21 protein-coding genes are annotated in these 25330 nt (G+C 69.7%); 7 read left to right on the top strand and 14 right to left on the bottom strand.

Annotated features, from left to right (window positions below):
- The first annotated feature begins 100 nt into the window (after positions 1–100).
- Entirely contained in the window at positions 101–1219 is a 1119-nt protein-coding gene (locus ACWDUM_RS18565; protein WP_450135053.1) for a hypothetical protein, read from the top strand.
- A gap of 48 nt (positions 1220–1267) precedes the next feature.
- Here the strand turns inward: ACWDUM_RS18565 and ACWDUM_RS18560 are convergent, their stop codons facing one another.
- The 5 genes from ACWDUM_RS18560 to ACWDUM_RS18540 all read right to left on the bottom strand — a co-directional run bounded on the left by ACWDUM_RS18560 (position 1268) and on the right by ACWDUM_RS18540 (position 7981).
- Entirely contained in the window at positions 1268–2725 is a 1458-nt protein-coding gene (locus tag ACWDUM_RS18560) for an NAD-dependent succinate-semialdehyde dehydrogenase (protein WP_450135052.1), read from the bottom strand.
- A 78-nt stretch (positions 2726–2803) separates the two neighbouring features.
- Entirely contained in the window at positions 2804–4162 is a 1359-nt protein-coding gene (gene gabT, locus ACWDUM_RS18555; RefSeq protein ID WP_450135051.1) for a 4-aminobutyrate--2-oxoglutarate transaminase, read from the bottom strand.
- 154 nt (positions 4163–4316) lie between these two features.
- Complete coding sequence (gene ilvA, locus ACWDUM_RS18550; protein WP_450135050.1) at positions 4317–5657, bottom strand: threonine ammonia-lyase IlvA; 1341 nt, start codon at positions 5655–5657, stop codon at positions 4317–4319.
- A 75-nt stretch (positions 5658–5732) separates the two neighbouring features.
- On the bottom strand, positions 5733–7508 hold the full coding sequence (locus tag ACWDUM_RS18545; protein ID WP_450135049.1) for a pyruvate dehydrogenase: 1776 nt from the start codon (positions 7506–7508) through the stop codon (positions 5733–5735).
- Between the two features lie 38 nt (positions 7509–7546).
- Positions 7547–7981: a nitroreductase family deazaflavin-dependent oxidoreductase gene (locus ACWDUM_RS18540; RefSeq protein ID WP_450135048.1), complete on the bottom strand. Its 435-nt coding sequence runs from the start codon at positions 7979–7981 to the stop codon at positions 7547–7549.
- A 109-nt stretch (positions 7982–8090) separates the two neighbouring features.
- Between ACWDUM_RS18540 and ACWDUM_RS18535 the strand changes: the two genes are divergently transcribed.
- On the top strand, positions 8091–8318 hold the full coding sequence (locus ACWDUM_RS18535; RefSeq protein ID WP_450135047.1) for a hypothetical protein: 228 nt from the start codon (positions 8091–8093) through the stop codon (positions 8316–8318).
- Between the two features lie 27 nt (positions 8319–8345).
- Here ACWDUM_RS18535 and ACWDUM_RS18530 read toward each other — a convergent pair whose 3' ends face one another.
- Positions 8346–8966: a class I SAM-dependent methyltransferase gene (locus ACWDUM_RS18530; RefSeq protein ID WP_450135046.1), complete on the bottom strand. Its 621-nt coding sequence runs from the start codon at positions 8964–8966 to the stop codon at positions 8346–8348.
- Positions 8967–9145: 179 nt separating this feature from the next.
- Here ACWDUM_RS18530 and ACWDUM_RS18525 point away from each other — a divergent pair, with 179 nt between their 5' ends.
- Positions 9146–9520: a CD225/dispanin family protein gene (locus ACWDUM_RS18525; protein ID WP_450114750.1), complete on the top strand. Its 375-nt coding sequence runs from the start codon at positions 9146–9148 to the stop codon at positions 9518–9520.
- An 18-nt stretch (positions 9521–9538) separates the two neighbouring features.
- On the opposite strand, the gene dnaE is transcribed toward ACWDUM_RS18525, so the two are convergent.
- Positions 9539–13084 carry a DNA polymerase III subunit alpha gene (dnaE, locus tag ACWDUM_RS18520; protein WP_450114749.1) on the bottom strand — a complete coding sequence of 1182 codons (3546 nt, stop codon included), beginning with the start codon at positions 13082–13084 and terminating at the stop codon, positions 9539–9541.
- Between the two features lie 148 nt (positions 13085–13232).
- Between dnaE and ACWDUM_RS18515 the strand changes: the two genes are divergently transcribed.
- Both ACWDUM_RS18515 and ACWDUM_RS18510 read left to right on the top strand, forming a co-directional pair.
- A complete protein-coding gene (locus ACWDUM_RS18515) occupies positions 13233–14255 on the top strand; it encodes an alpha/beta hydrolase (protein ID WP_450114748.1) in 1023 nt (340 codons plus the stop codon).
- Between the two features lie 141 nt (positions 14256–14396).
- Positions 14397–14846 (top strand): iron chaperone, encoded by a 450-nt coding sequence (locus ACWDUM_RS18510; RefSeq protein WP_450135045.1) that lies wholly within the window; start codon positions 14397–14399, stop codon positions 14844–14846.
- Between the two features lie 55 nt (positions 14847–14901).
- Here ACWDUM_RS18510 and rarD read toward each other — a convergent pair whose 3' ends face one another.
- The 4 genes from rarD to lspA are packed head-to-tail and all read right to left on the bottom strand — an operon-like array spanning position 14902 to position 18131.
- On the bottom strand, positions 14902–15915 hold the full coding sequence (gene rarD / locus ACWDUM_RS18505) for an EamA family transporter RarD (RefSeq protein ID WP_450135044.1): 1014 nt from the start codon (positions 15913–15915) through the stop codon (positions 14902–14904).
- Positions 15912–16580 carry a hypothetical protein gene (locus ACWDUM_RS18500; RefSeq protein WP_450114742.1) on the bottom strand — a complete coding sequence of 223 codons (669 nt, stop codon included), beginning with the start codon at positions 16578–16580 and terminating at the stop codon, positions 15912–15914. Before ACWDUM_RS18500 ends, rarD begins: the two co-directional genes overlap by 4 nt.
- A complete protein-coding gene (locus tag ACWDUM_RS18495; RefSeq protein ID WP_450114741.1) occupies positions 16561–17487 on the bottom strand; it encodes an RluA family pseudouridine synthase in 927 nt (308 codons plus the stop codon). Before ACWDUM_RS18495 ends, ACWDUM_RS18500 begins: the two co-directional genes overlap by 20 nt.
- Positions 17487–18131 carry a signal peptidase II gene (gene lspA, locus ACWDUM_RS18490; protein ID WP_450135043.1) on the bottom strand — a complete coding sequence of 215 codons (645 nt, stop codon included), beginning with the start codon at positions 18129–18131 and terminating at the stop codon, positions 17487–17489. Before lspA ends, ACWDUM_RS18495 begins: the two co-directional genes overlap by 1 nt.
- Positions 18132–18201: 70 nt before the next feature.
- Here lspA and ACWDUM_RS18485 point away from each other — a divergent pair, with 70 nt between their 5' ends.
- Together ACWDUM_RS18485 and ACWDUM_RS18480 are read left to right on the top strand one after the other, a co-directional pair.
- The gene (locus ACWDUM_RS18485) at positions 18202–19125 is read left to right on the top strand and encodes a hypothetical protein (protein ID WP_450135042.1); all 924 of its coding nucleotides are present in this window, start codon (positions 18202–18204) and stop codon (positions 19123–19125) included.
- Positions 19122–19856, top strand: coding sequence for a sensor domain-containing protein (locus ACWDUM_RS18480; protein ID WP_450135041.1), 735 nt, complete (start codon positions 19122–19124; stop codon positions 19854–19856). Before ACWDUM_RS18485 ends, ACWDUM_RS18480 begins: the two co-directional genes overlap by 4 nt.
- Positions 19857–19934: 78 nt before the next feature.
- Here ACWDUM_RS18480 and ACWDUM_RS18475 read toward each other — a convergent pair whose 3' ends face one another.
- The 3 genes from ACWDUM_RS18475 to ileS all read right to left on the bottom strand — a co-directional run bounded on the left by ACWDUM_RS18475 (position 19935) and on the right by ileS (position 25070).
- Entirely contained in the window at positions 19935–20432 is a 498-nt protein-coding gene (locus ACWDUM_RS18475) for a hypothetical protein (protein ID WP_450114737.1), read from the bottom strand.
- A 143-nt stretch (positions 20433–20575) separates the two neighbouring features.
- Positions 20576–21928 (bottom strand): DNA polymerase IV, encoded by a 1353-nt coding sequence (locus ACWDUM_RS18470; protein WP_450114736.1) that lies wholly within the window; start codon positions 21926–21928, stop codon positions 20576–20578.
- A gap of 1 nt (position 21929) precedes the next feature.
- A complete protein-coding gene (gene ileS, locus ACWDUM_RS18465) occupies positions 21930–25070 on the bottom strand; it encodes an isoleucine--tRNA ligase (protein WP_450114823.1) in 3141 nt (1046 codons plus the stop codon).
- Positions 25071–25330: the final 260 nt, after the last annotated feature.

The following is a 25330-nucleotide window of genomic DNA, read 5'->3' as shown; positions in this document are numbered from 1 at the left end:
GATTTCCTTGCGCGGCAGACATTTTCGCAATCAGCGCCCATCAAATAGACCTGTCGGTACGCTCACGCGCACATTTGCTCGTTCACAGACAGGACACTGAATGAAGCGCACGACCCGACTGCTCGCCGGGACCCTCACCGCACTCGCCCTCGCAGTGGGGACGGCCACGGCCGCGGCGACGACTGCCAACGCAGCCCTCATCGATGCCATCAACGGCAACGATTGGACGGCGTACCCGCCCCCGGCGGGTACCCCGGCCGCCTACCCAGGCATGTTCATCGACTTCACCGGCGACATGGGCGCGGACGGCAACGGCATCACATACGTGAGCAAGTACTGCACCATGGGAGTCGTCGGAACCGACTCCGCCGGACGCAAGATCGGGATCACCGCAGGCCACTGCAGCCCGCCCGCAAGTTGGAAGGCGGGTACGACGAGGACGTTCAGCACCCCGGGTGGTGATGTCGTGCGATCGATCAAGTACACCGGCCCGGCTCGCGGCACCGTCCTTGCCGACAACGACTACCCCGTGTACGACCGCGACACCGCCAAGTGGGCGGACCAGGAGGTGAAGGCGGGCAGGCCCAAGCCCGTTGTGAACCCCATTGGATGGGTTCGCTGGGTCGACGGGGACGTGTGCGACTGGGTTGACGACGGGAGGGCTCCCGCGGATCAGGAACTCGACGGGTTCCTGCAACCCTGCCCCGAGGATCCGGAGGCCCGGGTGACAGATCTGGACAGCCGCACCGACTACATGGTGATCGAGTTCGCACCTGAGGTGCAATTGTCCAGCCAGGTCCTGAACAAGACCCGTCAGCCGGTCACGAGCACGGCAGGCAGCGGCAAGCCGTTCAAGGTCAATTCCATCTACACCGATTCGAGCGGCGCCCCGGCGCTGCCCGGCGTCGTGTTCAACTATGTCGAACTGTACGGAGCCAGGACGGACCGGGACCCCGACCTCGGAACCGGTGTCATCACAACCCCCAGCAACGGCATGATCACAAATGTGAGCCGCGGCATGATCCGCGCCGCAGCAGGCTTCAGCGGCGGGGATTCCGGCGGACCGGTGGTGCTCAAGGGCACCGGCAAGTGGGTCGGCATCGTCGCCGCGAGCACCGGTGACATCCCGCCGTGGGTCAACACCTCCGCGAAGAACATCCTGGGCGACCTCAACCCGCGCGGCATCGTGGGTAGCGGCTTCACCCCGATCAACAACTGACCATCCCGGGGCCGCGGACGGTTCATCCCGTCCGCGGCCCAACCCGTGTCACAACGGCAGCGCGACGTACTTGGTCTCGAGGTACTCCTCGATCCCCTCGGTGCCGCCCTCGCTGCCGAGGCCGGACTGCTTGACGCCGCCGAAGGGAGCGGCCGGGTCGGAGATCACGCCGCGGTTCACACCGACCATGCCGGACTCGAGCGCGTCGGCGACCCGCAGCGTACGTTCCAGTGATTGCGTGTAAATGTAGGCGGCCAAGCCGAATTCGGTGGAATTCGCGGCGGCGATCGCCTCTTCCTCGGTGTCGAATCCGGTGATCGCGGCGACCGGGCCGAAGATTTCCTCCGCGACGATCCGGGCATCGGTGGGGACGTTGTCGAGGACCGTCGGCTGGTAGAACCAGCCGGGACCGTCGACTGGGCCACCGCCGGTGCGGACGCGGGCACCGGCCGCGACCGCGTCGTCCACCAGTTCCGCGACGCTGCTGCGCTGCTTCTCGGTGATCAGCGGCCCGATCTGATTCTTCTCGTCGTAGCCGGGTCCGACGGTCATGGCGGCGATCCGTTCGGTCAGCCTGGCGGTGAACTCCTCGCGGACCGCGTTTGCGACGATCAGCCGGTTCGCGGCCGTGCACGCCTCGCCCCCGTTGCGCATCTTCGCGGCCATCGCGCCGTCCACCGCGGCGTCGAGGTCGGCGTCGTCGAACACGACGAACGGGGCGTTGCCGCCGAGTTCCATCGACACCCGCAACACCTGCGGCGCGGACTGTTCGATCAACTTCCGTCCGACCGCGGTCGAGCCGGTGAACGTCACCTTCCGCAGCCGCGGATCCGCCATCAGCGGACCGCTGACCGCCGCCGCGTCGGAGGTCGGCACCACCGACAGCACCCCCTCCGGCAGACCGGCGTCGGCGAACACCTGCGCCAGCAGCAACATCGACAACGGGGTGGCCTCGGCGGGCTTGACGATCATCGTGCAGCCGGCGGCGAGTGCGGGTCCGATCTTCCGGGTTCCCATCGCGAGCGGGAAGTTCCACGGCGTGATCGCCAGGCACGGCCCGACCGGCGACTTCGTCACCAGGATCCGGCCGTTGCCGGACGGGGCGGTGGTGTACCGGCCCTGGATGCGCGGGGCCTCCTCGCTGAACCAGCGAAGGAACTCCGAGCCGTAGGCCACCTCGCCGCGGCTCTCCGCGAGCGCCTTGCCCATCTCCAGGGTCATCAGCAGCGCGAAGTCCTCCACCCGGTCGGTGACGAGTTGCCATGCAGCGCGCAGGATCTCGGCGCGCTGCCGCGGCGCCGTCGCCGCCCACTCCCCCTGCACGCGAGACGCCGAGTCGAGTGCCCGCAGCGCGTCCTCCGCGGTCGCATCGGCGACCTCGGCGAGTACCTCGCCGGTCGCCGGGTTGTGCACCGCGAACGTGCCGCCCCCGGACGCGTCACACGGCTTGCCGTCGATCCACAGTCCGGTGGGCACCGCGGCGAGGAGTTCATCGAAGTTGTTCATGGTGTTCCTTTGCGTACAGGGCCGGTGCACGACGGAGCCGGCTCGCTCGACGGGACGCGCCCCAACCCTATCGGCGGATCAGCCACCGGCACCTCCGGCGAGGCCGCGGATCGCGGACACGAGCACGTCCACTCCGTCGAGAAGAAGGTCGTCGCCGATCACGAGCGGCGGCAGCAACCGAATCACGTTGCCGTACGTTCCGCAGGTCAGGGTGATGACGCCCTGCGCGAAGGCCGCGGCGGCCACCGCCCTCGTCAGGGCGGGATCGGGGTCCTTCGTGCCCGGGGAGACCAACTCGAGTCCGAGCATGGCGCCCCTGCCGCGCACGTCCCCGACCGCGGGGACGCTGTCGGCGAGCGCCCGCAATCGCGGCAACACGAGGTCCTCGATCTGGCGGGCCCGCGCGGGGAGGTCGAGGCGGCGCATCGTGTCGATCGAGGCCAGCGCCGCCGCGCAGGCCACCGGATTCCCGCCGTAGGTGCCGCCGAGTCCGCCGGGGTGCACGGCGTCGAGCAGGTCGGCGCGCCCGGTGATCGCGGACAGCGGCAGCCCACCGGCGATGCCCTTGGCCATCGTGAGGATGTCGGGCACCACGCCCTCGTGGTCACTGGCGAACCAGGTTCCGGTACGGGCGAAACCGGTCTGCACCTCGTCCGCCACGAAGACGACCCCGTTCTCGCGCGCCCAGGCCGCGAGCGCGGGCATGAACCCCGGTGCGGGAACGATGAATCCACCTTCACCCTGAATCGGTTCGAGCACCAGCGCGGCCACGCTGTCCGCACCGATCTGCTTCTCGATCGCGGTGGTCGCGCGTTCCGCGGCCTGCTCACCCGTCAGACCGGGCGCGTCCCGGAACGGATAGGACATCGGCATGCGGTAGATCTCGGGCGCGAACGGCCCGAAGTGCGACTTGTACGGCATCGCCTTCGCCGTCAGCGCCATCGTGAGGTTGGTGCGCCCGTGATAAGCGTGGTCGAACGCGACGACCGCCGTCCGGCCCGTCGCCGACCGCGCCACCTTGACGGCGTTCTCGACGGCCTCGGCACCGGAGTTGAACAGCACCGACCGCTTCTCGTGGCCGCCCGGTGTCAGGTCGGCGAGTTCCTCGGCGACCCGGACGTAGCCCTCGTACGGGGTGACCATGAAGCAGGTGTGGGTGAAGTGTCCGACCTGCTCGGAGACCGCGCGGGCCACGCCGGGATCGGCGGCCCCCACACCGGTGACCGCGATCCCGGAACCCAGGTCGATCAGCGAGTTACCGTCCACGTCGACGAGGACTCCACCGTCGGCGTCGGCGGCGTAGATCGGCAGCGAGGAAGCCACCCCGGCTGCCACCACCGCTTCCCGGCGGGCCGTCAGGGCACGCGACCTCGGCCCGGGCAACTCGGTGGACACCAACCGTTGTTGCGGGAGCCGATACCGAAACTCTGCACGCATCGCCTATAAGTGTGCGCCGGATCGCCGCCTCGTGACACCCACTTGCGACGGTCAGGGCATCCGGCTCAGCTCGCGTCCGGCCGCCGCAGCGTCATCACCCACAGCGCACCCATGTGGCCCCAACGTCCGGATCCGGGGGTCCCGGACGGACGGATCAGGTCAGGTAGCGGTACGCGGGCGAGCCGGGTTCGAGCTGCTCGACCTTCATCGGCGAGGCCGCCAGCCGCTCGAGCAGCGCGCTGATGCCGTCCGCCGAGCCGAGCTCGATACCGACCAGCGCCGCCCCCGTCTCCCGGTTGTTGCGCTTGACGTACTCGAACAGGGTGATGTCGTCGTCCGGGCCGAGCACCTCGTCGAGGAACCGCCGCAGCGCGCCCGGCTCCTGCGGGAAGTTCACCAGGAAGTAGTGCTTGAGACCGAGGTGCACGAGGGAACGTTCGAGGATCTCGCCGTACCGGGAGACATCGTTGTTGCCGCCCGAGATCAGGCACACGACCGTCGAACCCGGCTCGAGTTCCATGTCGGCGAGCGCCGCGACGGACAATGCGCCCGACGGCTCCGCGATGATGCCCTCGTTCTGGTACAGCCCGAGAAGTGCGGTGCACACCGCACCCTCGTCGGAATGGGTCATCGTGAAATTGCCTGCCCCGGCGCTGGGCCGGGCCACCAACGGCAGCGAACTGTGCGTGACCACCTCGACGCCGAGACCCGCCATCACCTCGAACGGCAGATCGCCGATGCGCCGCACCGCCGTCCCGTCGACGAACGGGTCGATCTCCGGCAACGTCACGGGCGCGCCGGCCACCAGCGCCGCCGTCATCGACGCCGCACCGCTCGGTTCGACCCCGATGATCGCGGTACTCGGGGAACGCTCGTGCAGGTAGGTGGCGATGCCGGCGATCAGGCCGCCGCCGCCGACGGGCACGATCACCGCGCCCGGTTCCTCCCCCAACTGCTCCAGGATCTCGGCGGCAATGGTGCCCTGTCCGGCCGCCGTGCGCGGGTCGTCGAACGGCGGCACCATCGTGGCGCCGGTGCGGCGGGCGTCGTCGGCGGCCGCCTCGGCCGCCGCGTCGTACGTCTCCCCCGTGGCGATCAGCTCGACGAAGCCGTCGCCGTGCGCGAGGATGCGGTCCCGCTTCTGCCGCGGCGTGTTGGCGGGCACGTAGATCCGGCCCTGGATCCCCATGCTGCGGCAGGCGAACGCGACGCCCTGCGCGTGGTTGCCCGCACTGGCACACACCACACCCGCGGCCCGCTCCTCGTCGCTGAGCTGCACGATCAGGTTGTAGGCGCCGCGGATCTTGAACGAGCGCACCACCTGGAGGTCCTCGCGCTTGAGGTACACCCTGGCGCCGGTGGCAACCGACAGCCGGGGGCAGTACTGCAGCGGGGTCGCCTCGACGACGCCGGAAATTCGCTTCGCGGCGGCATCGATCTCGCGCGCATCCAGCGGCGCAGCCTTCACGTCAGCAAGTTCCCGGGTATTCGACACCCGTCCATGCTGCCACTTCACGGCCGTCGGTGATCAACTGGGCCGCGTTCGGTCGGCCCACGTCCTGCGGTCCGGTCACCCGCCTGCGCCGAACTGCGACGGGCGCGGAATGTTGCGCAGGTTCGACTTCGCCATCTTCACCGCCTCGCCGACACCGCCGTTCATCACCATCTTCGACATCGCCAACGCGAAGCCCTTCACCTGGCCGGCGCTGATCGAGGGCGGCAGGGACAGCGCCATCGGGTCGGTGACGAGGTCGAGCAGCGCCGGGCCGTCGTGGTCGAGGACCGCACGCAGCCCGGATTCCACGTCGGCGGGGTCCTCCACACGTCGCGAGAAGATGCCGAGTGCGGCGGCGACCGCGGCGTAGTCGACGCCCGGGACGTCGACGCCGAAGTCCGGGAGCCCGTCGACGAGCATCTCGAGCTTCACCATCCCGAGGGTCGAGTTGTCGAAGACCACCACCTTGACCGGCTGCCGCGTCGCCGCGAGGGTGATCAGCTCCCCCAGCAGCATCGACAACCCGCCGTCGCCGGACACCGAGATCACCTGCCGGCCCGGGCATGCGACCTGCGCGCCGATCGCGTGTGGCAGCGCGTTGGCCATCGACCCGTGCAACGCGGAGGACAGGAACCGGCGCGACCCGTTCGGGCTCAGATAGCGGGCGGTCCACACGTTGCACATCCCGGTGTCCGCGGTGAGGACCGCGTCCGGCGCGGCCAGGTCGTCGAGGACCGACGCCGCGTACTCGGGGTGAATCGGCGTGCGCTGCCTGATGTCTCCGGTGTAGGCGCCGACGACCTTGTCCATCAGCGTCCGGTGCCGCGTCAACTGCGATTCGAGGAAGCCCCGGTCGGGTTTGCGTCGAACCAGCGGCGTCAGCGCCCGCAGCGTGCTGAGCGTGTCGCCGTGCACCGCCAGGTCCAGTCCGGTGCGCCGGCCGAGTTTGGCCGCGTCGCAGTCGATCTGCGCGGTACGGACGCCCTCGGGCAGGAACTGGTCGTACGGGAAGTCGGTGCCGACGAGCAGCAGCAGGTCGGCGTCGTGCATTCCGTCGTGGGCGGCGCCGTACCCGAGGAGGCCGGTCATTCCGACGTCGTACGGGTTGTCGTACTGGATCCATTCCTTGCCGCGCAGGGTGTGCCCGATCGGCGCACCGACCTGCTCGGCGAGGGCGAGGACCTCGTCCCGGGCGCCGCGCACCCCGGCACCGGCGAAGATCGCGACCCGCTCCGCGTCGTTGACCGCGTCCGCGAGCGCGGCGACGTCCTCGGCGGCCGGGACGATCGACGGCGGCCGGGTCCGGATCAGGGCGGGCGGCGCGCCCTCCGCGGGCCGGTCCGCGACGTCACCGGGCAGGGTGATCACCGCGACGCCGGGCCCGGCGAGGGCGTGCTGCATCGCGGTGTGCACCACCCGCGGCGCCTGCGCCGGCGCGCCGATCAGTTCCGTGTAGACCGAGCACTCGACGAACAACCGGTCCGGATGGGTCTCCTGGAAGTACCCGGTGCCGATCTGCACGCTCGGGATGTGCGAGGCGATCGCGAGCACGGGCGCCCCCGACCGGTTCGCGTCGTAGAGGCCGTTGATCAGGTGCAGGTTGCCGGGACCGCAGGAGCCCGCGCAGACCGCCAGTTCCCCGGTGACCTGCGCGTCGGCGGACGCCGCGAACGCCGCCGCCTCCTCGTGCCGGACATGGATCCAGTCGATGCCGCCCGCCGCCGCACCCCCGGAGCGGCGGACGGCGTCGACGATCGGGTTGAGGCTGTCGCCGACGATGCCGTAGATCCGGCTCACACCCGCGGCGACGAGCTGCCCCACGAGTTGGTCCGCGACGGTACCGGGCGCCATGGCGACCTCCGTTCGGCCGAGCCGGAACTGGCTGGGAACTACTGCGGCGTCAGGACGAAGACCGGGATCTGCCGGTCGGTCTTGGTCTGGTACTCCGCGTAGTCCGGGAACGCGGCGACGGCCAGCTCCCACCACTGCGCCTTCTCGTCGCCGGTGACCTCGCGGGCGATCATGTCCTGCTTGACCGTGCCGTCCTGAAGTTCGACGTGCGGGTCGGCGATCACGTTGTGGTACCAGACCGGGTTCTTCGGCGCGCCGCCCAGCGAGGCGACGATCGCGTACTTTCCGCCCTTTTCGACCCGCATCAGCGGCGTCTTGCGCAGTTTGCCGGTCTTGGCGCCGCGAGTGGTCAGCACCACCACGGCACGGCCGTTCAGTGTGGTGCCCTCGGTGCCGCCCGAGCTCTCGTACAGGTCCGCCTGGTCGGCGGCCCACTTGCTGGGGCTGGGTTCGTATTCTCCGGTCAATGGCATGCGACCAGTCAACACCGCGGCGGCCGCAGCCGCAGCCCGAGACCCGCATCACACATTCCAAGACAATTGTTCGGTGGACCGAAACCTTGCACGCCGGTAGCCTGAACTCATGTCCACCGCCGGTTACCCCCACACGTCGCACTCCCGCGACACGATCGACATCGCCGGGACCGCGTGGCCGCTGTACAAGCTCGAAGCCCTCGTCGCGGGCCTGCTTGTCTTCCTGACCGTGCTGATCGTCGCGCAGAACCTGCAGCCGGCCGTCCTGGTCGCCGCCGGCGCGACCGTCGTCGTGTGGTGGGCGCGTCGTATCCAGTGGAACACCGCCAACCGCTGACCCCCGCCGGTCGACGGCACCCCAGCGCTACCCCGCGTCGTCCGGCAGTCGATGTGCGCGAAGAACGACATCGTGGGTGTGATGCGCGCCCGCGCCGCCGTTGACCGAACGTTCACGAATCTCGCTCACGACGACACTCCAGCTGTCGTCGAGTCGCGCGGCGACGTCACCGGGCTTGACCCACTCGTCCGGGTCGAAGCCGTGTTCGCGAGCCTCCGCCTCGTCCCGCAGGTCGTGGTGAACGACGAGCAGCGTGCCGCCGGGCGCGACCGCGGCGATCAGCGCCCGTTCCGCGGCACCGTCGGGTGTGGTGCGCAACGCCGGGTACTGCGCAGAGACCAGGTCGAAACTCCCCGCGGGCAGGTCGGCATCCAGGAGTCTGGCCGACACCCAGGTGATGTCCACACCCTCCGCTGCCGCGTGGGCCGCGGCTCGGTCGAGTGCGACCCGTGAGACGTCCAGTGCCGTGACCGTCCACCCCCGGCGGGCCAGCCACACCGCGTCGGCGCCTTCGCCGCAACCGACATCGAGCGCGCGTCCTGGTGACTCATCGGCCGTTTCGCGTACGAGGGTGCCGTTCGGCTCCCCGCTCCACACGCGGTCGTTCTCGCCGTAGCGCGCGTCCCATTCGGCTGCCTCAGTGGTCATGCTCGCCACTGTGCAGCGAGACCGGCCGGTCGGACAACCGACGTTGCCGAAGAAGCAAGAACTGCCCCGGCTTCGGCCGTCGAACTCCGGCACGTTCCCTGCTCTACCTGCGAAATCAGGGCAGACCGGCGCGAACCGGTCGTACTGTGGTTGGTGGGAACACACCACCAGGAGTCGTCATGTCCACTCCGACCGAACCGACGGCCACACCCCCACCGGAATCCGCTCCCCCGTCGCCGGGCAGCGGTCCCGCCTATCCGCCGAGACCCCCGAGCAACGCGGGCTGGGCGGTCGCGGCACTGATCTTCTTCTGGCCACTCGCCTTCTCCGCCTTCACGCACGCCGTCGACGTGTACCCGCTGTGGGCGGGCGGCGATCCGGCCGGCGCGCGGGACGCCTCCGAGCGGGTCCGCCGCCTCGGCCAGATCTCGCTGTGGCTGTTCGGCGGGCTGCTGCTGCTGTTCCTGATCGTGTACGTCATCGTCGCCGCCGTGGTGATCTCCCACGGCGGCGCCTACGACGTGACCTGGCACCACAATCGCATGATGCGGTGAGGCAGCTGCGAATGCCGGCTAGCCGCTCAGGCAGCCCGGACCCAGCAGCGCCTTGAGGTCGCCCATCAGCGCCGACGACGGCTCCACCCGCAGGCTGTCGTCGAGCTTGAGCATCGTGATGCGAGACCCACTGACCAGGCGCAGGTGCACGTCCGAGGTACCCGGATGCCGGGTGAGCACCTGCTTGAGCGCGCCCACCTTGTCCGGGGTGCACAGTCGCGTCGGCAGGCTCACCGCGAGCGGCTTGGCCACGCCGATCGCCGAGAGATCCGGCACCGCAAGATCGTTCGCGATGATCGAGACCCGCTCGTCGCGGACGTTGACCCGGCCCTTGACGAGCACCACCGAGTCCTCGGCGATGTCCATCCCGTACACCGAGTAGGCCTGCGGGAAGAAGATCACCTCGACCGAGGCGCCCCCGACACCTTCGAGTTCGGTTGCCGCCCAGGTCAATCCGTTCTTGTTGATCCGGCGCGTCACCGACGCGAGGATGCCGCCGACGGTGACCTGCGCGCCGTCGCCGGCCTGCCCCTCGAGGATCGCGGCGATCGGGGTGTCGGTCTGCGCCGTGATCACGTGCTCCACCCCGTCCAGCGGATGCCCGGAGACGTACAAGCCGAGCATCTCGCGTTCCAGGGCCAGCTTGTGCTTGGTGTCCCACTCCTCGTCGGGCACCTTCACGTTGAACACCGACGCGATCGACTCGTCGGCGTCGGCGCCGCCGAACAGGTCGAACTGGCCGACGGCCTCCGCCTTCTTGGTGCCCATCACCGCGTCGATCGCGTCGGTGTGCACCAGGAACAGGCCCTTGCGCGGATGCTCGAGCGAGTCGAACGCCCCGGACTTGACCAGCGACTCGGTGACCTTCTTGCTGCACGCCTGCGCGTCGATCTTGTTCAGGTAGTCGGAGAAGTCGGTGAACTTCCCCTTCTCGGTGCGGGCCGCGATGATCGACTCCACGACGTGGGCGCCGACGTTACGGACCGCGCCCATACCGAACCGGATGTCCTCGCCGACCGAAGCGAAGTTCACCACCGACTCGTTGACGTCCGGCGGCAGCACGGTGATGCCCATCGACCGGCAGTCCGCCAGATAGATCGCCGACTTGTCCTTGTCGTCACCGACCGAGGTCAGCAGCGCGGCCATGTACTCGGACGGATAGTTGGCCTTGAAGTACGCGGTCCAGAACGACACCAGGCCGTAGCCCGCGGCATGCGACTTGTTGAACGCGTAGCCGGCGAACGGGAGGACGGTGTCCCACAGCGCGGTGATCGCCGCCTGGGAGAAGCCGTTCTCCTTCATGCCCGCGGCGAACCCGTCGTACGCCTCGTCGAGGATCTCCTTCTTCTTCTTGCCCATCGCGCGTCGCAGCAGGTCGGCCTGGCCGAGGGAGTACCCGGCGACCTTCTGCGCGATCTGCATGATCTGCTCCTGGTAGACGATCAGGCCGTACGTCTCGGCAAGGATGTCCTTCAGGGGTTCCTCGAGCTCCGGATGGATCGGCTTGACCTCTTGCAGGCCGTTCTTGCGCTTGGCGTAGTCGGTGTGCGCGTTCACACCCATCGGGCCCGGCCGGTACAACGCGAGCACCGCGACGATGTCCTCGAAGCCGGTGGGCTTCATCAGCTTGAGCAGGCTGCGCATCGCGGTGCCGTCGAGCTGGAAGACGCCGAGGGTGTCGCCCCGGGCCAGAAGCTCGTAGGTCGCCGGGTCGTCCAGCGGCAGCTTGTCGAGGTCCAGGTCGATGCCGCGGTTGGCCTTGAGGTTCTCGATCGCGTCGCCGAGGACCGTCAGGTTGCGCAGACCCAGGAAGTCCATCTTCAGCAGACCGATGGCCTCGCACGACGGATAGTCCCAGCCGGTGATGATCGCGCCGTCCTGTGCGCGCTTCCACACCGGGATCGCGTCGGTGAGCGGCTCGCAGGACATGATCACCGCGCAGGCGTGCACGCCGGCGTTGCGGATCAGACCCTCCAGACCGAGCGCCGTGTCGTAGATCTTCTTGACGTCCGGGTTGGTGTCGATCAGCTGACGGACCTCGACGGCCTCCTTGTACCGCTCGTGCTCGGGGTCGGTGATGCCCGACACCGAGATGTCCTTGGCCATGATCGGCGGCGGCAGGGCCTTGGTGATCTGGTCGGCGATTGCGAAGCCGGGCTGGCCGAACTGAACCCGCGCGGAGTCCTTGATGGCGGCCTTCGTCTTGATGGTGCCGAACGTGATGACCTGAGCGACCTTGTCGGTCCCCCACTTCTCGGAGGCGTAGCGAACCATCTCGCCGCGACGGCGATCATCGAAGTCGATGTCGATGTCGGGCATGGACACGCGCTCGGGATTGAGGAACCGCTCGAACAGCAGGCCGTGCGGGATCGGGTCGATGTTGGTGATGCCCATCGCGTACGCGACGAGCGACCCGGCCGCCGAACCACGGCCCGGACCGACCCGGATGCCGACGTCCTTCGCGTGGTTGATCAGGTCGCCGACCACCAGGAAGTAGGCCGGGAAGCCCATCTCGTTGATGACCTTGATCTCGTACTCGGCGCGCGCAATGTAGTCCTCCGGCACCGACTGGCCCGGGAACCGGGTCTCGCGCAGGCCGCGCATCACCTCGTGATGCAGGAACGACTGCTGGGTGTGGCCCTCGGGCACCGGGAAGATCGGCATCCGGTCCCGGTGCGTCCAGACGTCGTCGTACGGCTGCACCCGCTCGGCGATCAGCAGGCTGCTGTCGCAGGCGCCGGGCACCTCGGTGTCCCAGATCGCCCGCATCTCCTCCGCGGACTTGAGGTAGTAGCCGTCACCATCGAACTTGAACCGCGTCGGATCCGAGAGCGTCTTGCCGGTCTGGATGCACAGCAGCGCCTCGTGGTTCTCGGCCGCTTCCTTGGTGACGTAATGGCAGTCGTTCGTCGCCAGCGGCGGGATGCCGAGCTGCTTGCCGATGTTCAGCAGGCCCTCACGGACCCGGCGCTCGATGGACAGGCCGTGGTCCATCAGCTCGAGGAAGAAGTTGTCCTTGCCCCAGATCTCCTGCCACTTCGCGGCCGCCTCGAGGGCCTCGCGGTCGTGGCCGAGCCGCAGCCGGGTCTGGATCTCCCCCGACGGGCAGCCGGTGGTCGCGATGATGCCCTCGTGGTGCTCGGCGATGATCTCCTCGTCCATCCGGGCCCACTTGCCGAGCTGCCCCTCGATCGACGCGCGCGACGACAGCTTGAACAGGTTGCGCAGACCGGTCGCGTTCTCCGCGACCATCGTCATGTGGGTGTACGAACCGGAGCCGGACACGTCGTCGGACTTCTGGCTCGGGTCGCCCCACAGCACGCGCTTGGTGTTGAACCGGGACTCCGGGGCGATGTACGCCTCGATGCCGATGATCGGCTTGATCCCGGCCGCCTTCGCCTTGTTGTAGAACTCGCTGGCTCCGTACATGTTTCCGTGGTCCGTCATCCCGACCGCGGTCATGCCCAGCCGCTGGGCCTCCTTGAACAGCGGACCGACCTTCGCCGCGCCGTCGAGCATCGAGTACTCGGTGTGATTGTGAAGATGGACGAAGGAGTCAGCCACGCACCGAGTGTAGGCGGTCGGGCGGACACGATTTCCCGGCACGCCGGGTGCCTCATCCCGGCACGCCGGGGCCACCTGCGGCGACCGGTGGCCGACGTGACGGACGATACCCACCGGACCCCGATCCGCACCCGAACCTGGAGTATCCGTGACCCTCGAATCCCTCGCCCCGACACCCACCCGGCACGGGCGGGTCCTGCTGTGGAGTCTGGCCGGGCTGGCCGGCGGCATCACGGCCCGGTGCATCCTCAGCCCGCGCCCGGGCGCACTGCTGATCCGCCGCGTGTTCGGCCGGGCGACGACGGACGCCAACGCCGCGCTGGCGGTCCACGAGCCGACCGGGGTCGAGTCGGTCACCGGCATGCGGTACCGCCACGACGACCCCGACGCCCTCTTCGACGTCCACTTCCCCGTCGGCACCGACCGAGCGCTGCCCACGGTGGTGTGGACCCACGGCGGCGCGTGGATCTCCGGCCACCGGAGCGACTATGCGACCTACCACCGGCTGATCGCGGCCCGCGGATACACCGTCGTCTCCGTCGGCTACTCCCTCGGCCCGGAACGGACGTACCCCACCGCGGTGCACCAGCTCAACGACGCGCACGCACACCTGATCGCCAACGCGCGAGACCTGCACATCGACCCCGACCGGATCGTGCTGGCCGGCGACTCGGCGGGCGCCCAGCTGTCGAGCCAGCTCGCGGCGGCCGTCACCGACCCCGGCTACGCCGCCGAGATCGGCGTGGTGCCGGCCCTGACGCCGGACCGGCTGCGCGCGGTGGTGCTGAACTGCGGAATCTACGACGTGCCCGCGATGACCGGGGGCTCCGGACTGATCGGGTGGGGCGCCGACCACTCCCTGTGGGCGTACACCGGCGTCCGCGACGTCGCGGGCTCACCCGCCGCGGCGCAGATGTCCACCCTCCGCCACGTCACCGCGGACTTTCCGCCCACCTATCTCAGTGGCGGCAACGCCGACCCGCTCACCGCGACCCAGTCGCGCCCGCTGGCGGAGGCGCTGACCCGCCTCGGCGTCGACGTCACCGAGGTGTTCTATCCCGACGACCACGAGCCGCCGCTGGCACACGAGTACCAGTTCGACCTGGACACCGCCGCCGGTGCGGCCGCACTGGAGAAGACCGTCGCGTTCCTCGCGGCGCACACCCGGTAGCGGTCGGACCGTCACGGCACACGAGGTCCTGCAGGACCCCGTCGACACCGCACGACGCGCTCGCATCGACCACGCACGCATGCCTCGGCGGTGCAATGATTGGTCGCGCAGCCTCGCCCCAGCCGCGAAAGGACGAACCCCATGGCGTCGAACACCGGCGACGAGACGACCTTCACTGCCGCCGAACGCGACGCGATGAAGCAGCGCGCCGCCGAACTCCGCGCGCAGGGCCGCAACGGAAAGGGCGCGGCGAAGAGGGAGCGCGAGGCCCAGGCCTGCCTGGACGCGATCGCCGCGCTGACCGGGGCCGACAAGCAGATCGCCGAGCGCCTGCACACGGTCGTCACCGAGGAGGCCCCGCACCTCGACCCGAAGACCTGGTACGGCTTCCCCTCCTATGCGCGCGACGGCAAGGTCGTCGTCTTCTACCAGCCGGCGTCGAAGTTCGACACCCGCTACGGCTCGATCGGCTTCAACGAGGACGCGCTCCTCGACGACGGCTCGTTCTGGCCGACGGCGTTCGCCGTGCTCGAGGTGACCGACGAGATCGAGCAGCGACTGCGTGCGCTCGTGCGCAAGGCCGCCGGATAGCCGATCCGCGTTCGGCAAGCGGCAACGGCCGATCCTCCGTCCGGCAGCGGCGACGTCAGTCGGCTGCCACCCCACGGGCGGCGTCGGTCAGCTCCCCCTCCCGTCGCCCGCGCCTCACGCGACGCACCGCGTCGGCGGTGAACACCGCCAGGGCCAGCCAGATCAACGCGAAACCGGCCCAGCGGGATGCGGGCATGGCCTCGTGCAGCACCACGACACCCCACATCATCTGCAGGCCCGGGTTCAGGTACTGGATGATGCCGAGCGTCACCAGCGGCACCCGCTGGGCGGCCGCACCGAACAGCAGCAGCGGCACCGCGGTCACCACGCCCGCCGAGATCAACAGCGCCGTGTGACCGGCGCCGTGCCCGAGGAACGTGCTCGTGCCCGCCACCGTGAGCCACACCAGGTAGCCGATCGCGAACGGCGCGGTCACGATCCCCTCCGCCGTCAGGCTGGTCACCGGATCGAGTGGAATCGTCTTCTTGATCAGGCCGTAGGCCCCGAAACTCAGGGCCAGCACCAGCGCGATCCACGGTGGGCGGCCGTAGTCGATCGTCAGGATCACGACGGCGAGCGCACCGAACCCGAGGGCGACGGCCTGCCAGCGGTTGATCCGCTCCCGCAGCACGAGCATCCCAAGCAGCACGCTGACGAGCGGGTTCACGAAGTAGCCGAGGGCCGCCTCGACCACCCGGCCGGACGTCACCCCATAGATGTAGACGCCCCAGTTGATCGAGATCGCCGCCGCGGCCGCCACGACCATCAGCGCCGACCGCAGCGTCAGGGTGCGCAACCGGGACAACCGCCCGACCACGGCGGCGACCGCGAACATCACCACCAGCGTCCAGAGCATCCGCTGCGCGAGAATCTCCACCGGCGCCGCTGGCGCGAGCAGACCGAAGAAGATCGGGAACATCCCCCACAGGACGTAGGCGCCGACGGCTGCCGCGATGCCGACCTCACGGTCACCGCGCGGGCCGCGCACACGGTCACCGCGCGGGCCGCGCACACGGTCACGGCGCGGGCCCCTGCCCTCGCTCGTCGCTGCCGCGACCGGTTCGCTCATCGCTCCGGCACCTCACCGTCGTCGGGGCCCGGCACCACGGTCACCGTCTGCTCGGGGAGTAGCGGCCGGACCGCGAACCGTCCGAAGACGGCGTCCTCCGGCAGCGCCTCCACCGACCGCACGCCCGGGACCGCGCCGAGCGCGGCGAGATCGCTCTGCGGTGCGCGCACCGTCGCCGCAACCACACACGCACAGTTCCCGGCCAGCCTCGAGGCCGACACCGCATCGATCCGGCCCTGACGGTCCCACTCACCGGTGGTCCCGTGCAACTGCACCGCCGCGTATCCGGGTGCGCGGGCGATCGAATCGGCGCCCGCGACCCCGACCGGGACGATCGGCGTCTGCACGCGGTCGATCGGGACCCGGAACCACAGTTGCGTGATCACGTTGTCCCCGAGCAGCGTCCCGGCCTGCTCCGCGGTCACCTCGGTGTCGAAGCCGACCAGCCCCCACCGCACGTCGGCGGCGCCCGGTTCCAGCGTCGCCGCCGCGCGGGTCAGATAGTCGGCGACGAGTTCACCCGAATCCGGACCGAGCCGGTCCGTGGTGATGGGCGCCGGCTCCGGCGGGTTCGCCACCCCGAGCGCGATCACCACCGCGGCGAGAACGAGCGCGCACGCCACGGCGATCGCGGCGGCGACCCGGTCACGCACTCCGCAGGACATCCAGGGCGTGCTGCAGATCCTTCGGGTACTCACTGGTGATCTCGACCCACCGGCCGTCCGCCGGATGGGCGAACCCCAGCGACCGCGCGTGCAGCCACTGCCGTTCCAGACCGAGCCGTTCCGCGAGCCGCGGGTCGGCGCCATAGGTCAGGTCACCACAGCACGGGTGCCGCAACGCCGAGAAGTGCACCCGGATCTGGTGGGTGCGACCGGTCTCGAGGTGGATGTCGAGCAGGCTCGCCGCCTGGAACGCCTCGACGGTGTCGTAGTGGGTGATCGACGGCTTGCCGTCCGCGGTGACCGCGAACTTCCAGTCGTTGCTGCGGTGCCTGCCGATCGGCGCGTCGATGGTGCCGCTCGACGGATCCGGGTGGCCCTGCACCAGCGCGTGGTACCGCTTGTCGATGGTGCGCTGCTTGAACGCCCGCTTGAGGACCGTGTACGCCCGCTCCGATGTCGCGACGACCATCACACCGGAGGTGCCGACGTCGAGCCGGTGCACGATGCCCTGTCGTTCGTGCGCTCCCGAGGTGGAGATCCGGAACCCGGCCGCGGCCAGTCCCCCGACGACCGTCGGGCCGGTCCAGCCGACACTCGCGTGCGCGGCGACACCGACCGGCTTGTCGACGGCGACGACGTCGTCGTCGGCGTACAGGATGTCCATGCCCTCGACGGGCTGCGCCTCGACGGTCAGCGGACGGGCAGGCTCCGGCAGCGTGACCTCCAGCCACGCACCGGACGGCAGCCGGTCCGACTTGCCGACTGCGCTGCCGTCGACCAGCACCGACCCCTCGTCCGTCAGCGACGCCACCGTGGTGCGCGACAACCCGAGCAGCCGCGCCAGCCCCGCGTCCACCCGCATGCCCTCCAAGCCGTCCGGTACGGGCATGGAACGCGTCTCGCGCATCAGGACTCCTTCTCGCTGGGCTCGTCGGTGGCGGTGGTGGCATCGGTGGGTTCGTCGGCCTGGCCGCGGGTGCCGTCCGGGTTGATCCCGAACAGCGTCAGCAGGACGAGCAGGATCGCGCCGCACACGACCCCCGAGTCGGCGACGTTGAACACCGGCCACCAGCCGACCGACACGAAGTCGACGACGTGGCCCTGCAACGGTCCGGGTGCGCGGAAGATCCGGTCGATCAGGTTGCCGAGCGCACCGCCGAGCACCAGGCCCAGGCCGAGCGCCCACCACGGCGACCGCAGGGTGCGACCGATCTTGATCACGGCAACGACGACGGCGATCGCGACCAGGGTCAGCAGCCACGTCATCCCGGTCGCCATCGAGAAGGCCGCACCGGGGTTGCGGATCAGCTTCAGGGTGACCACGTCACCGATGATGTGGATCGGATTCCCCGGCTCGATGAAACGCACGGCCGCGATCTTGGTGACCAGGTCCAGCACGAGAACCACCGCGGCGATCACGACCAGCATCCGCATCCGCAGGGGATGCCGTCCGGCGTCCGATCCCGATTCCTCCACGGGCGGTGCCGCAGCACTTTCAGGCGTGGGGTTCACCCCTTTCTCCGCATCACTCACCCCGCCATCATCCCTCACGGGGCGGGCCGGGGCTGCAGGCACCGTCCGCTGCGGGCCCGCACACCTGCGGCGTGGCTAACCTGGACGGGTGTCAGTGTTCTCGAATCGGGCCGGGCGGGTCACCGCCGCCCTCGCCGCGGTCGCCCTCGCCGCCGCCTGCAGCAACAACGACGGGCCCGCACCCGCCGCCACCGATACCGCGAAGGAGACCACGGTTCCGATCTCCGCGATCACCACCACCGTCATCGACCCGGGCGCGGAGCCGCGTGAGCGGATAGTGCTCCACCCCGGTGCGGGCGTCGCCCAGCAGGTCGTGATGACGACGCGCTCGGAGATCTACCAGCAGATCGGTGACCAGCCCCAGCAGGACCTGTCCACCCCGGAGGTGTCGATGCCGCTGACCGCGGTGGTCACCGGCCCGGCCGATCCGGCGCTGACCGTCGACCTGACCCTGGGAGCGATGCGCTCGCCCGACCCACGACTGCAGGACGCGTTGGCGTCCTCCGACGGATCCAAGGCCGGACTGACCGTCCAGCCGTCCGGGGCCGTCACCGCCCTCCGGATCACGCCGGCCCCCGATTCCCGCGACATCGCCCGGTCCGCCATCGAGCAGGCGTTCTACCAGGCCGTGTACCGCGGTGTCGCATTCCCCGACGCCGAGATCGGAGTCGGCGCGGTGTGGACGATGCAGCAACAGGTGATGAGCGGGATGACCCTGAACCAGGTCACCACCGCAACGCTGCGCGAGCGCGACGGTGACCGGCTCACCGTCGAGGTCTCGGTCACCCAGACGCCCGTGTCCCCGGTCTGGGACCTGCCCGGCGACACCGGAACCCTCAACATCGACACGTTCACGATGTCCGGCACCGGCACCCTCGTCGTGGGCCTCGGGGCGCCGCTGCCCGTAGACGGATCCGTCACCGTCAGCGGCGAACAGACCTACACCGACCCGAACAGCACCACCCGGCTGCGGCAGGCGACCACCAACAGCGTCCGGTGGTCGCAGCAGTGACCGCCGGACGAATGCGGGTGGCGGGGCTGGTGGCCGCACTCGCGGTCACACCGGCGCTGGTCTCGTGCGGTGAGGACTCCTCCGACCCGGTGTTGCCTCCGGTGACCACCGTCGCGGCCCCCACCGCACCGGCGACGACGACGGTCGACGAGGCGGGGCTGACGGCCGCGCTGCTCACGGTCGCAGACCTGCCGGCCGGATTCGCGGCGCTCCCCGACCCGGTCGCCGATCTGGGACTGCCCGAGGCCGCCGCGGATTCGGAGTCGGACAGGTCCTCCACCGATCCGCAGGCGTGCGCCGGGGTGCTCGCCCCGATCGCCGACCAGGTGCCCGGCGCCGCCGCCCAGGGCGTCGCCCGGTTCGCCGGCCCCGACTTCACCAGCATCGACACCGATGCCGCCGCGTACCCCGATTCCGGTGCGGCACAGGCGTTCACCGCCGTGCAGAGCACGTTCGCCTCGTGCGCCGACTACTCCGGCACCGACGCCGACGGAGTCACCGTGCACTACCGGCTCGGCGGGCTCGACCAGCCCACCGTCGGGGACGCCTCCGTCGCGGTGCGCCTGGAAACCAGCAGCGAGGGATTCACCATGACCTCCGACACCGTCGTCGCCGTCGTCGGCGGTGCGGTGGTGCAGGTCACCGCGACCGGACAGCAGCCGATCGAGCCCGCGGTCCTGACCCGCCTCGCCCGCACCGCCGTCGACCGGCTCCGCGCCGGGACCGACTAGGCGCCGCCCTCGGCCGCCGGGCCCGAGAACGCCGAATGCCGGCACCCACGAGGGGTGCCGGCATTCGAGGACCGTGCGTCAGACGCAGGCCGGGGAGGTCAGGTTCGCCAGCTTGATCATGTTGCAGGCGTACTCCTTCGACAGCACCCACTGGCCGTTCTCCACGACGAAGGTCGCGGTGCCCGGGTTGACCTGGCCGCCGATGTCGAGGTTCACGGTGGCGGTCAGCGTGCCGTCGCCGTTGTCGAGGATCGGGTCCACGACGGTGACGGTGGCGTTGTTCTGCTTCGCCGCGGCGGCGACCTGGTCGAACAGACCCGGATCGGACGAGCCGTCCTGCACCAGGGTGACCTTCTCCTCGACCGGGGTGGCCGGGTCGAGGCCCTTGACCAGCATCGCGTTCAGCTCGGCGGCCGTCGGCGCCGGCGGGGAGTCGATGGTGGCGGCAGCCGCGGCGGTGGTCGTCGCCTTCTTGGTGGTGGTCGAGTCGGTGGTGTCACCGTCCGAGCTGCAGGCGCCGAGGGTCAGGGCGGCCGCAACCGCGACACCGGCCACGAGAGTCTTACGGAGCATCAATGCGTGTCCTTACGTCGTTGGTGGAACATTTCCCGGGCAAACACAATTCAGTGCGTCCTGGTGCGCGCCGGACGAGTCCGTCGGCCGGATCCGTCGCGCGAGCACGTGTCACCTTAGTTAACACGGGAAAAATAAGGGGTTCCTTAACGAAGACTGTCCGCCGGATCCGCGGCCTCGAGAGCCTCGTCACCCTCCGGGAACGTGCGCGCCGGCCCCGGACCGGTGGACCGGGTCTCGAACCGGACCGTCACCACCCCGTGCCCGCAGCCCTGTACCCAGCCGTGACCGTGGTCGACGTGCCGCACGTCCTGCCCGGGCCGCCACCGCGACACGGGACCCACCGGGGTGGTGCGCGCCGGATCCGGAATCGCGGCTGTGTCCGGATTCACATCGTCCGCGGCGCCCTCGCCGTGGTCGAGATCCGGGAACAGCGACCCCTGCGCGGCGGTCGTCAACCCGCCGAGCGAGACGCCGACGAGGCGGACCGCGCCGAGTTCGCGCGGATCGATCAGTTGTCGGCGCGCGGTCGCGATCAGCGTCTGCCGGTCGGTGGTGGCGTACGGCAGCGTCGCCGACCGGGTCACGATCGTCATGTCGGCCTTCTTGAGTTTGAGCACCACCGTCCGGGCGGCCCGGCCGTCCCGCAGGAGCCTGCCGTGGGCGTGGCCTCCGGTCTGTTCGACCGCCGCCCGCAGCTGGTCGAGAGTGACCAGGTCGGTCGCGAAAGTCGTTTCGGCACTGATCTGTTTCGCGTCCGCGCGTTCGGCGACCGGCCGGTCGTCGATGCCCTTCGCGAGCCGGTGCAGGCCCGGTCCGACCGTCGCGCCGAGCAGCGTGACGACCTCGGTTTCGCTCGTCGCGGCGAACTGACCGATCGTCTCGATGCCGAGCCTGCGCAGCTTCGACTCCGCGACCGGCCCGATTCCCCACAGCTTGCGCACCGGAAGTGCCTCGAACAGGGCGGGCTGTTCGTCGGCGGCGACCACCCGCACACCGTCCGGTTTCGCGAGTCCGGACGCGATCTTCGCGATCTGCTTGCCCGATCCGGCGCCGATCGACGCGACCAGGCCCGTGTTCTCCCGGATCAGCGCCCGTAGGCCCTCCGCGAACTCCCGCACCTCGCCCGCGTCGGCACCGACGAGTTCCGGTGGCTCGCCGAACGCCTCGTCCAGCGACAGCATCTCGAGCACCGGCATCCGGGTGCGCAGCGTGTCGAACACGGTCGCGCTGACCGCGGAGTACAGCGCCCCGCGCGGGGGCAGGACCACCGCCCCGACCCCGACGAGCCGCCGCGCCTGGTGCATGGGCATGGCCGACCGCGCGCCGTACGCGCGAGCCTCGTAGCTGGCGCCGGCAACGACGCCGCGACCTCCGAGGCCGCCGACGAGGACCGGCCGCCCACGCAGCGTCGGGCGGGTCAGCTGCTCCACGGATGCGAAGAACGCATCCATGTCCAGGTGCAGGACCCACCGCCGCTGCGTGGGCGGCCGGTTCATGTCAGGCCTTCGTGATGACGGCCCGGACGCCCTCGCCGAGGTCCACGGCACCGGCACCGGCGGCGCCCAGTTCCAGTGTGGTGGCAAGGATTTCGCCGGCGATCAGGTCGCGGTGGCGCTGCGCCCAGTCCGCCCGGTCCGCGGGCACCTCGAGGGTGACGGCGATCCGGTCCGAGACGTCGAGCCCGGCTGCGCGGCGCGCGTCCTGCAGCTCACGGATCCGGTCCTTCGCCCAGCCCTCGGCCTCGAGTTCCTCGGTGACCTGCGAGTCGAGCACCACCAGACCGGCGTTCTCGGGCAGCGCGGCAGTCGACTCCGGCTCGGCGGCGACGAGGCGACGGGTGTACTCCTCCGGCAGCAGCTCGATCCCGGCGGCACTGACCACACCGTCGGTCTCGCTCCAGTCGCCGGCCTTGACGGCCTTGATGACGGTCTGCACGTTCTTGCCGAGCCGCGGCCCGGCGGCGCGGGCGTTGACGACCAGCTCGAACTTCCCGTGCGCGTCGACGTCCCCGGTCAGGTCGACCTTCTTGACGTTGACCTCGTCGGCGATGATGCCGAGGTAGGGCCGAAGTCGCTCCGCGTCGGCCGCGGCGACGGTGACCTCGGGCAGCGGCAACCGCACCCGCAGGTTCTGCGCCTTGCGCAGACCCAGGACCGTCGAGCAGACGTTGCGGACCTCGTCCATCGACTCGACCAGCTCCGCGTCGGGCACCAGTTCGGTGGCGCTCGGCCAGTCGGCCAGGTGCACCGAACGACCACCGGTCAGGCCACGCCAGATCACCTCGGTCGCCAGCGGCAGCAGCGGCGCCGCCAGCCGGCAGGTCACCTCGAGCACCGTGTGCAGGGTGTCGATCGCGTCCCGGTCCTCGTCCCAGAACCGGTTGCGCGAGCGGCGCACGTACCAGTTGGTCAGCGCGTCGCAGAACGTGCGCAGCTCGTCGCACGCCCCGGCGATGTCGTTGACCTCGAGCGCGTCGGTGATCGCGTCCCGCGTCGCGGCGAGCTTCGCGAGGATGTACCGGTCCAGCACGTTCGGCGAATCGGTGCGCCAGGTGCCCGGCTTGGACGCGTACAGCTGCAGGAAGCTCCACGCGTTCCACATCGGCAACAGCGCCTGCCGGACGCCCTCCCGGATGCCCTGCTCGGTGACGATCAGGTTGCCGCCGCGCAGGATCGGCGACGACATCAGGAACCAGCGCATCGCATCGGAGCCGTCCCGGTCGAACACCTCCTTCACGTCCGGGTAGTTGCCCTTGGACTTGCTCATCTTCAGGCCGTCGTCACCGAGCACGATGCCGTGCGCGGCAACGGTTTTGAACGCCGGACGATCGAACAACGCGGTCGCCAGCACGTGCAGGGTGTAGAACCAGCCGCGGGTCTGGCCGTTGTACTCGACGATGAAGTCGCCCGGGTTGTGCGGGTCCTGGCCGCCGGTGCCGTCGAACCAGTCCTTGTTCTCGAACGGGTAGTGCACCTGCGCATACGGCATCGAGCCGGACTCGAACCAGCAGTCCAGCACCTCCGGGACGCGACGCATCGTCGACTTGCCCGTCGGATCGTCCGGGTTCGGCCGGGTCAGTTCGTCGATCATCGGCCGGTGCAGATCGGTCGGGCGCACCCCGAAGTCGGCCTCGAGCTGATCGAGCGAGCCGTACACGTCGATCCGCGGGTACGCCGGATCGTCCGAGATCCACACCGGGATCGGGCTGCCCCAGTAGCGGTTCCGGCTGATGTTCCAGTCCCGGGCGCCTTCCAGCCACTTGCCGAACTGGCCGTCCCGGATGTGCTCGGGCACCCAGGTGATCTCCTGGTTCAGCTCGACCATCCGGTCCCGGAACTTGGTCACGGCGACGAACCACGACGGCACCGCCATGTAGATCAGCGGCTGACCCGACCGCCACGAGTGCGGGTAGGAGTGCTCGATCGTCTCGTGCCGCAGCAGCTTTCCTGCCGCCTTGAGGTCCTTGATGATCACCGGGTTGGCGTCGAAGACCTGCAGGCCCTCGTACGGCGGCACGAGCGACGTGAACTTGCCGCCCGGATCGAGGGGCTGAACGATCTCGATGCCGTTCGCCGTCGCGACGTCCATGTCCTCCTCACCGAAAGCCGGTGCGAGGTGCACGATTCCGGTACCCGAGTCGGTGGTGACGTAATCGGCCGAAAGCACCCGATGCGCGTTCTCGTGCCCCTTGCCCGGGCCGTGGAAGAAGTCGAACGGCGGGGTGTACGACAGGCCGACGAGGTCGCTGCCCTTGTACTCGCCCAGCACCTCGGGCGACTCACCGAACTCGCGCGCGTAGTGGCCCACCCGCTCTGCGGCGAGGACGTACCGCTTGCCGTCCGCGCCAAGGACCTGCACGTAGTCGACATCCGGGTGCACCGCGACCGCCAGGTTGGACGGCAGCGTCCACGGCGTCGTGGTCCAGATCAGCGCATTCGCGCCGTCCAGGTCACTGCCGGGCACGCTGAGCACCATGTCGACGGTGACCGCCGGGTCCTGACGCATCTTGTATGCGTCGTCGAGGCGGGTCTCCTGGTTCGACAGCGGGGTCTGCTCGTACCAGCTGTACGGCAGCACCCGGAAGCCCTGATAGATCAGCCCCTTGTCGTACAGCGACTTGAACGCCCACATGACCGACTCCATGAAGTCCAGGTCCAGGGTCTTGTAGTCGTTGTCGAAGTCGACCCAGCGGGCCTGCCGGGTCACGTAGTCGCGCCACTCGTCGGTGTAGCGCAGCACCGACTGCTTGCAGTACGCGTTGAACTCGGCCAGGCCCATCGCGTCGATCTGCGACTTGTCCTTGATGCCGAGCTGCTTCTCGGCCTCGAGCTCGGCCGGCAGGCCGTGGCAGTCCCAGCCGAAGCGGCGCTCGACCTTCTTGCCGCGCATGGTCTGGTAGCGCGGGATCAGGTCCTTGACGTAGCCGGTGAGCAGGTGCCCGTAGTGCGGCAAACCATTGGCAAACGGTGGGCCGTCGTAGAAGACGAACTCCTCGGCACCCTCGCGGTTCGCGATGGACGCGCGGAAGGTGTCGTCGGCATCCCACTCGGCGAGCACACGCTGCTCGAGTTCGGGGAAGTTGACGCCGGCGCCGGAGCGGCCGCCGGTCAGGTCGAAGCGCGGATAGGTGGCGCTCACATCTCCGGTGTTGCCGGACGCGCTGTTGTCGGACACAGTTCGTGCTCCCTCGTGCCTGCTGTCTCTGGCACGGGGACGACGTGGACGCCTGTGCGCCGTTGCCGCGGTACCACCCCGCTTGCCCGGACGCCCGGTTCACACAAACCGCACCGTCCGGACCACTCGTACGTCGGCTGTGACGGGCCGAACCCGTTCGGTTCTACTGAGCGCCGAGACACCCGATGGGGGCAGGCTCGACGCCGTTCTTCCGAAGGCTCCCC

Source organism: Rhodococcus sp. NPDC003322, from assembly GCF_053589555.1.
The sequence above is the reverse complement of the archived record's forward strand: the minus strand, read 5'-3'. Positions and strand labels throughout refer to the sequence as shown.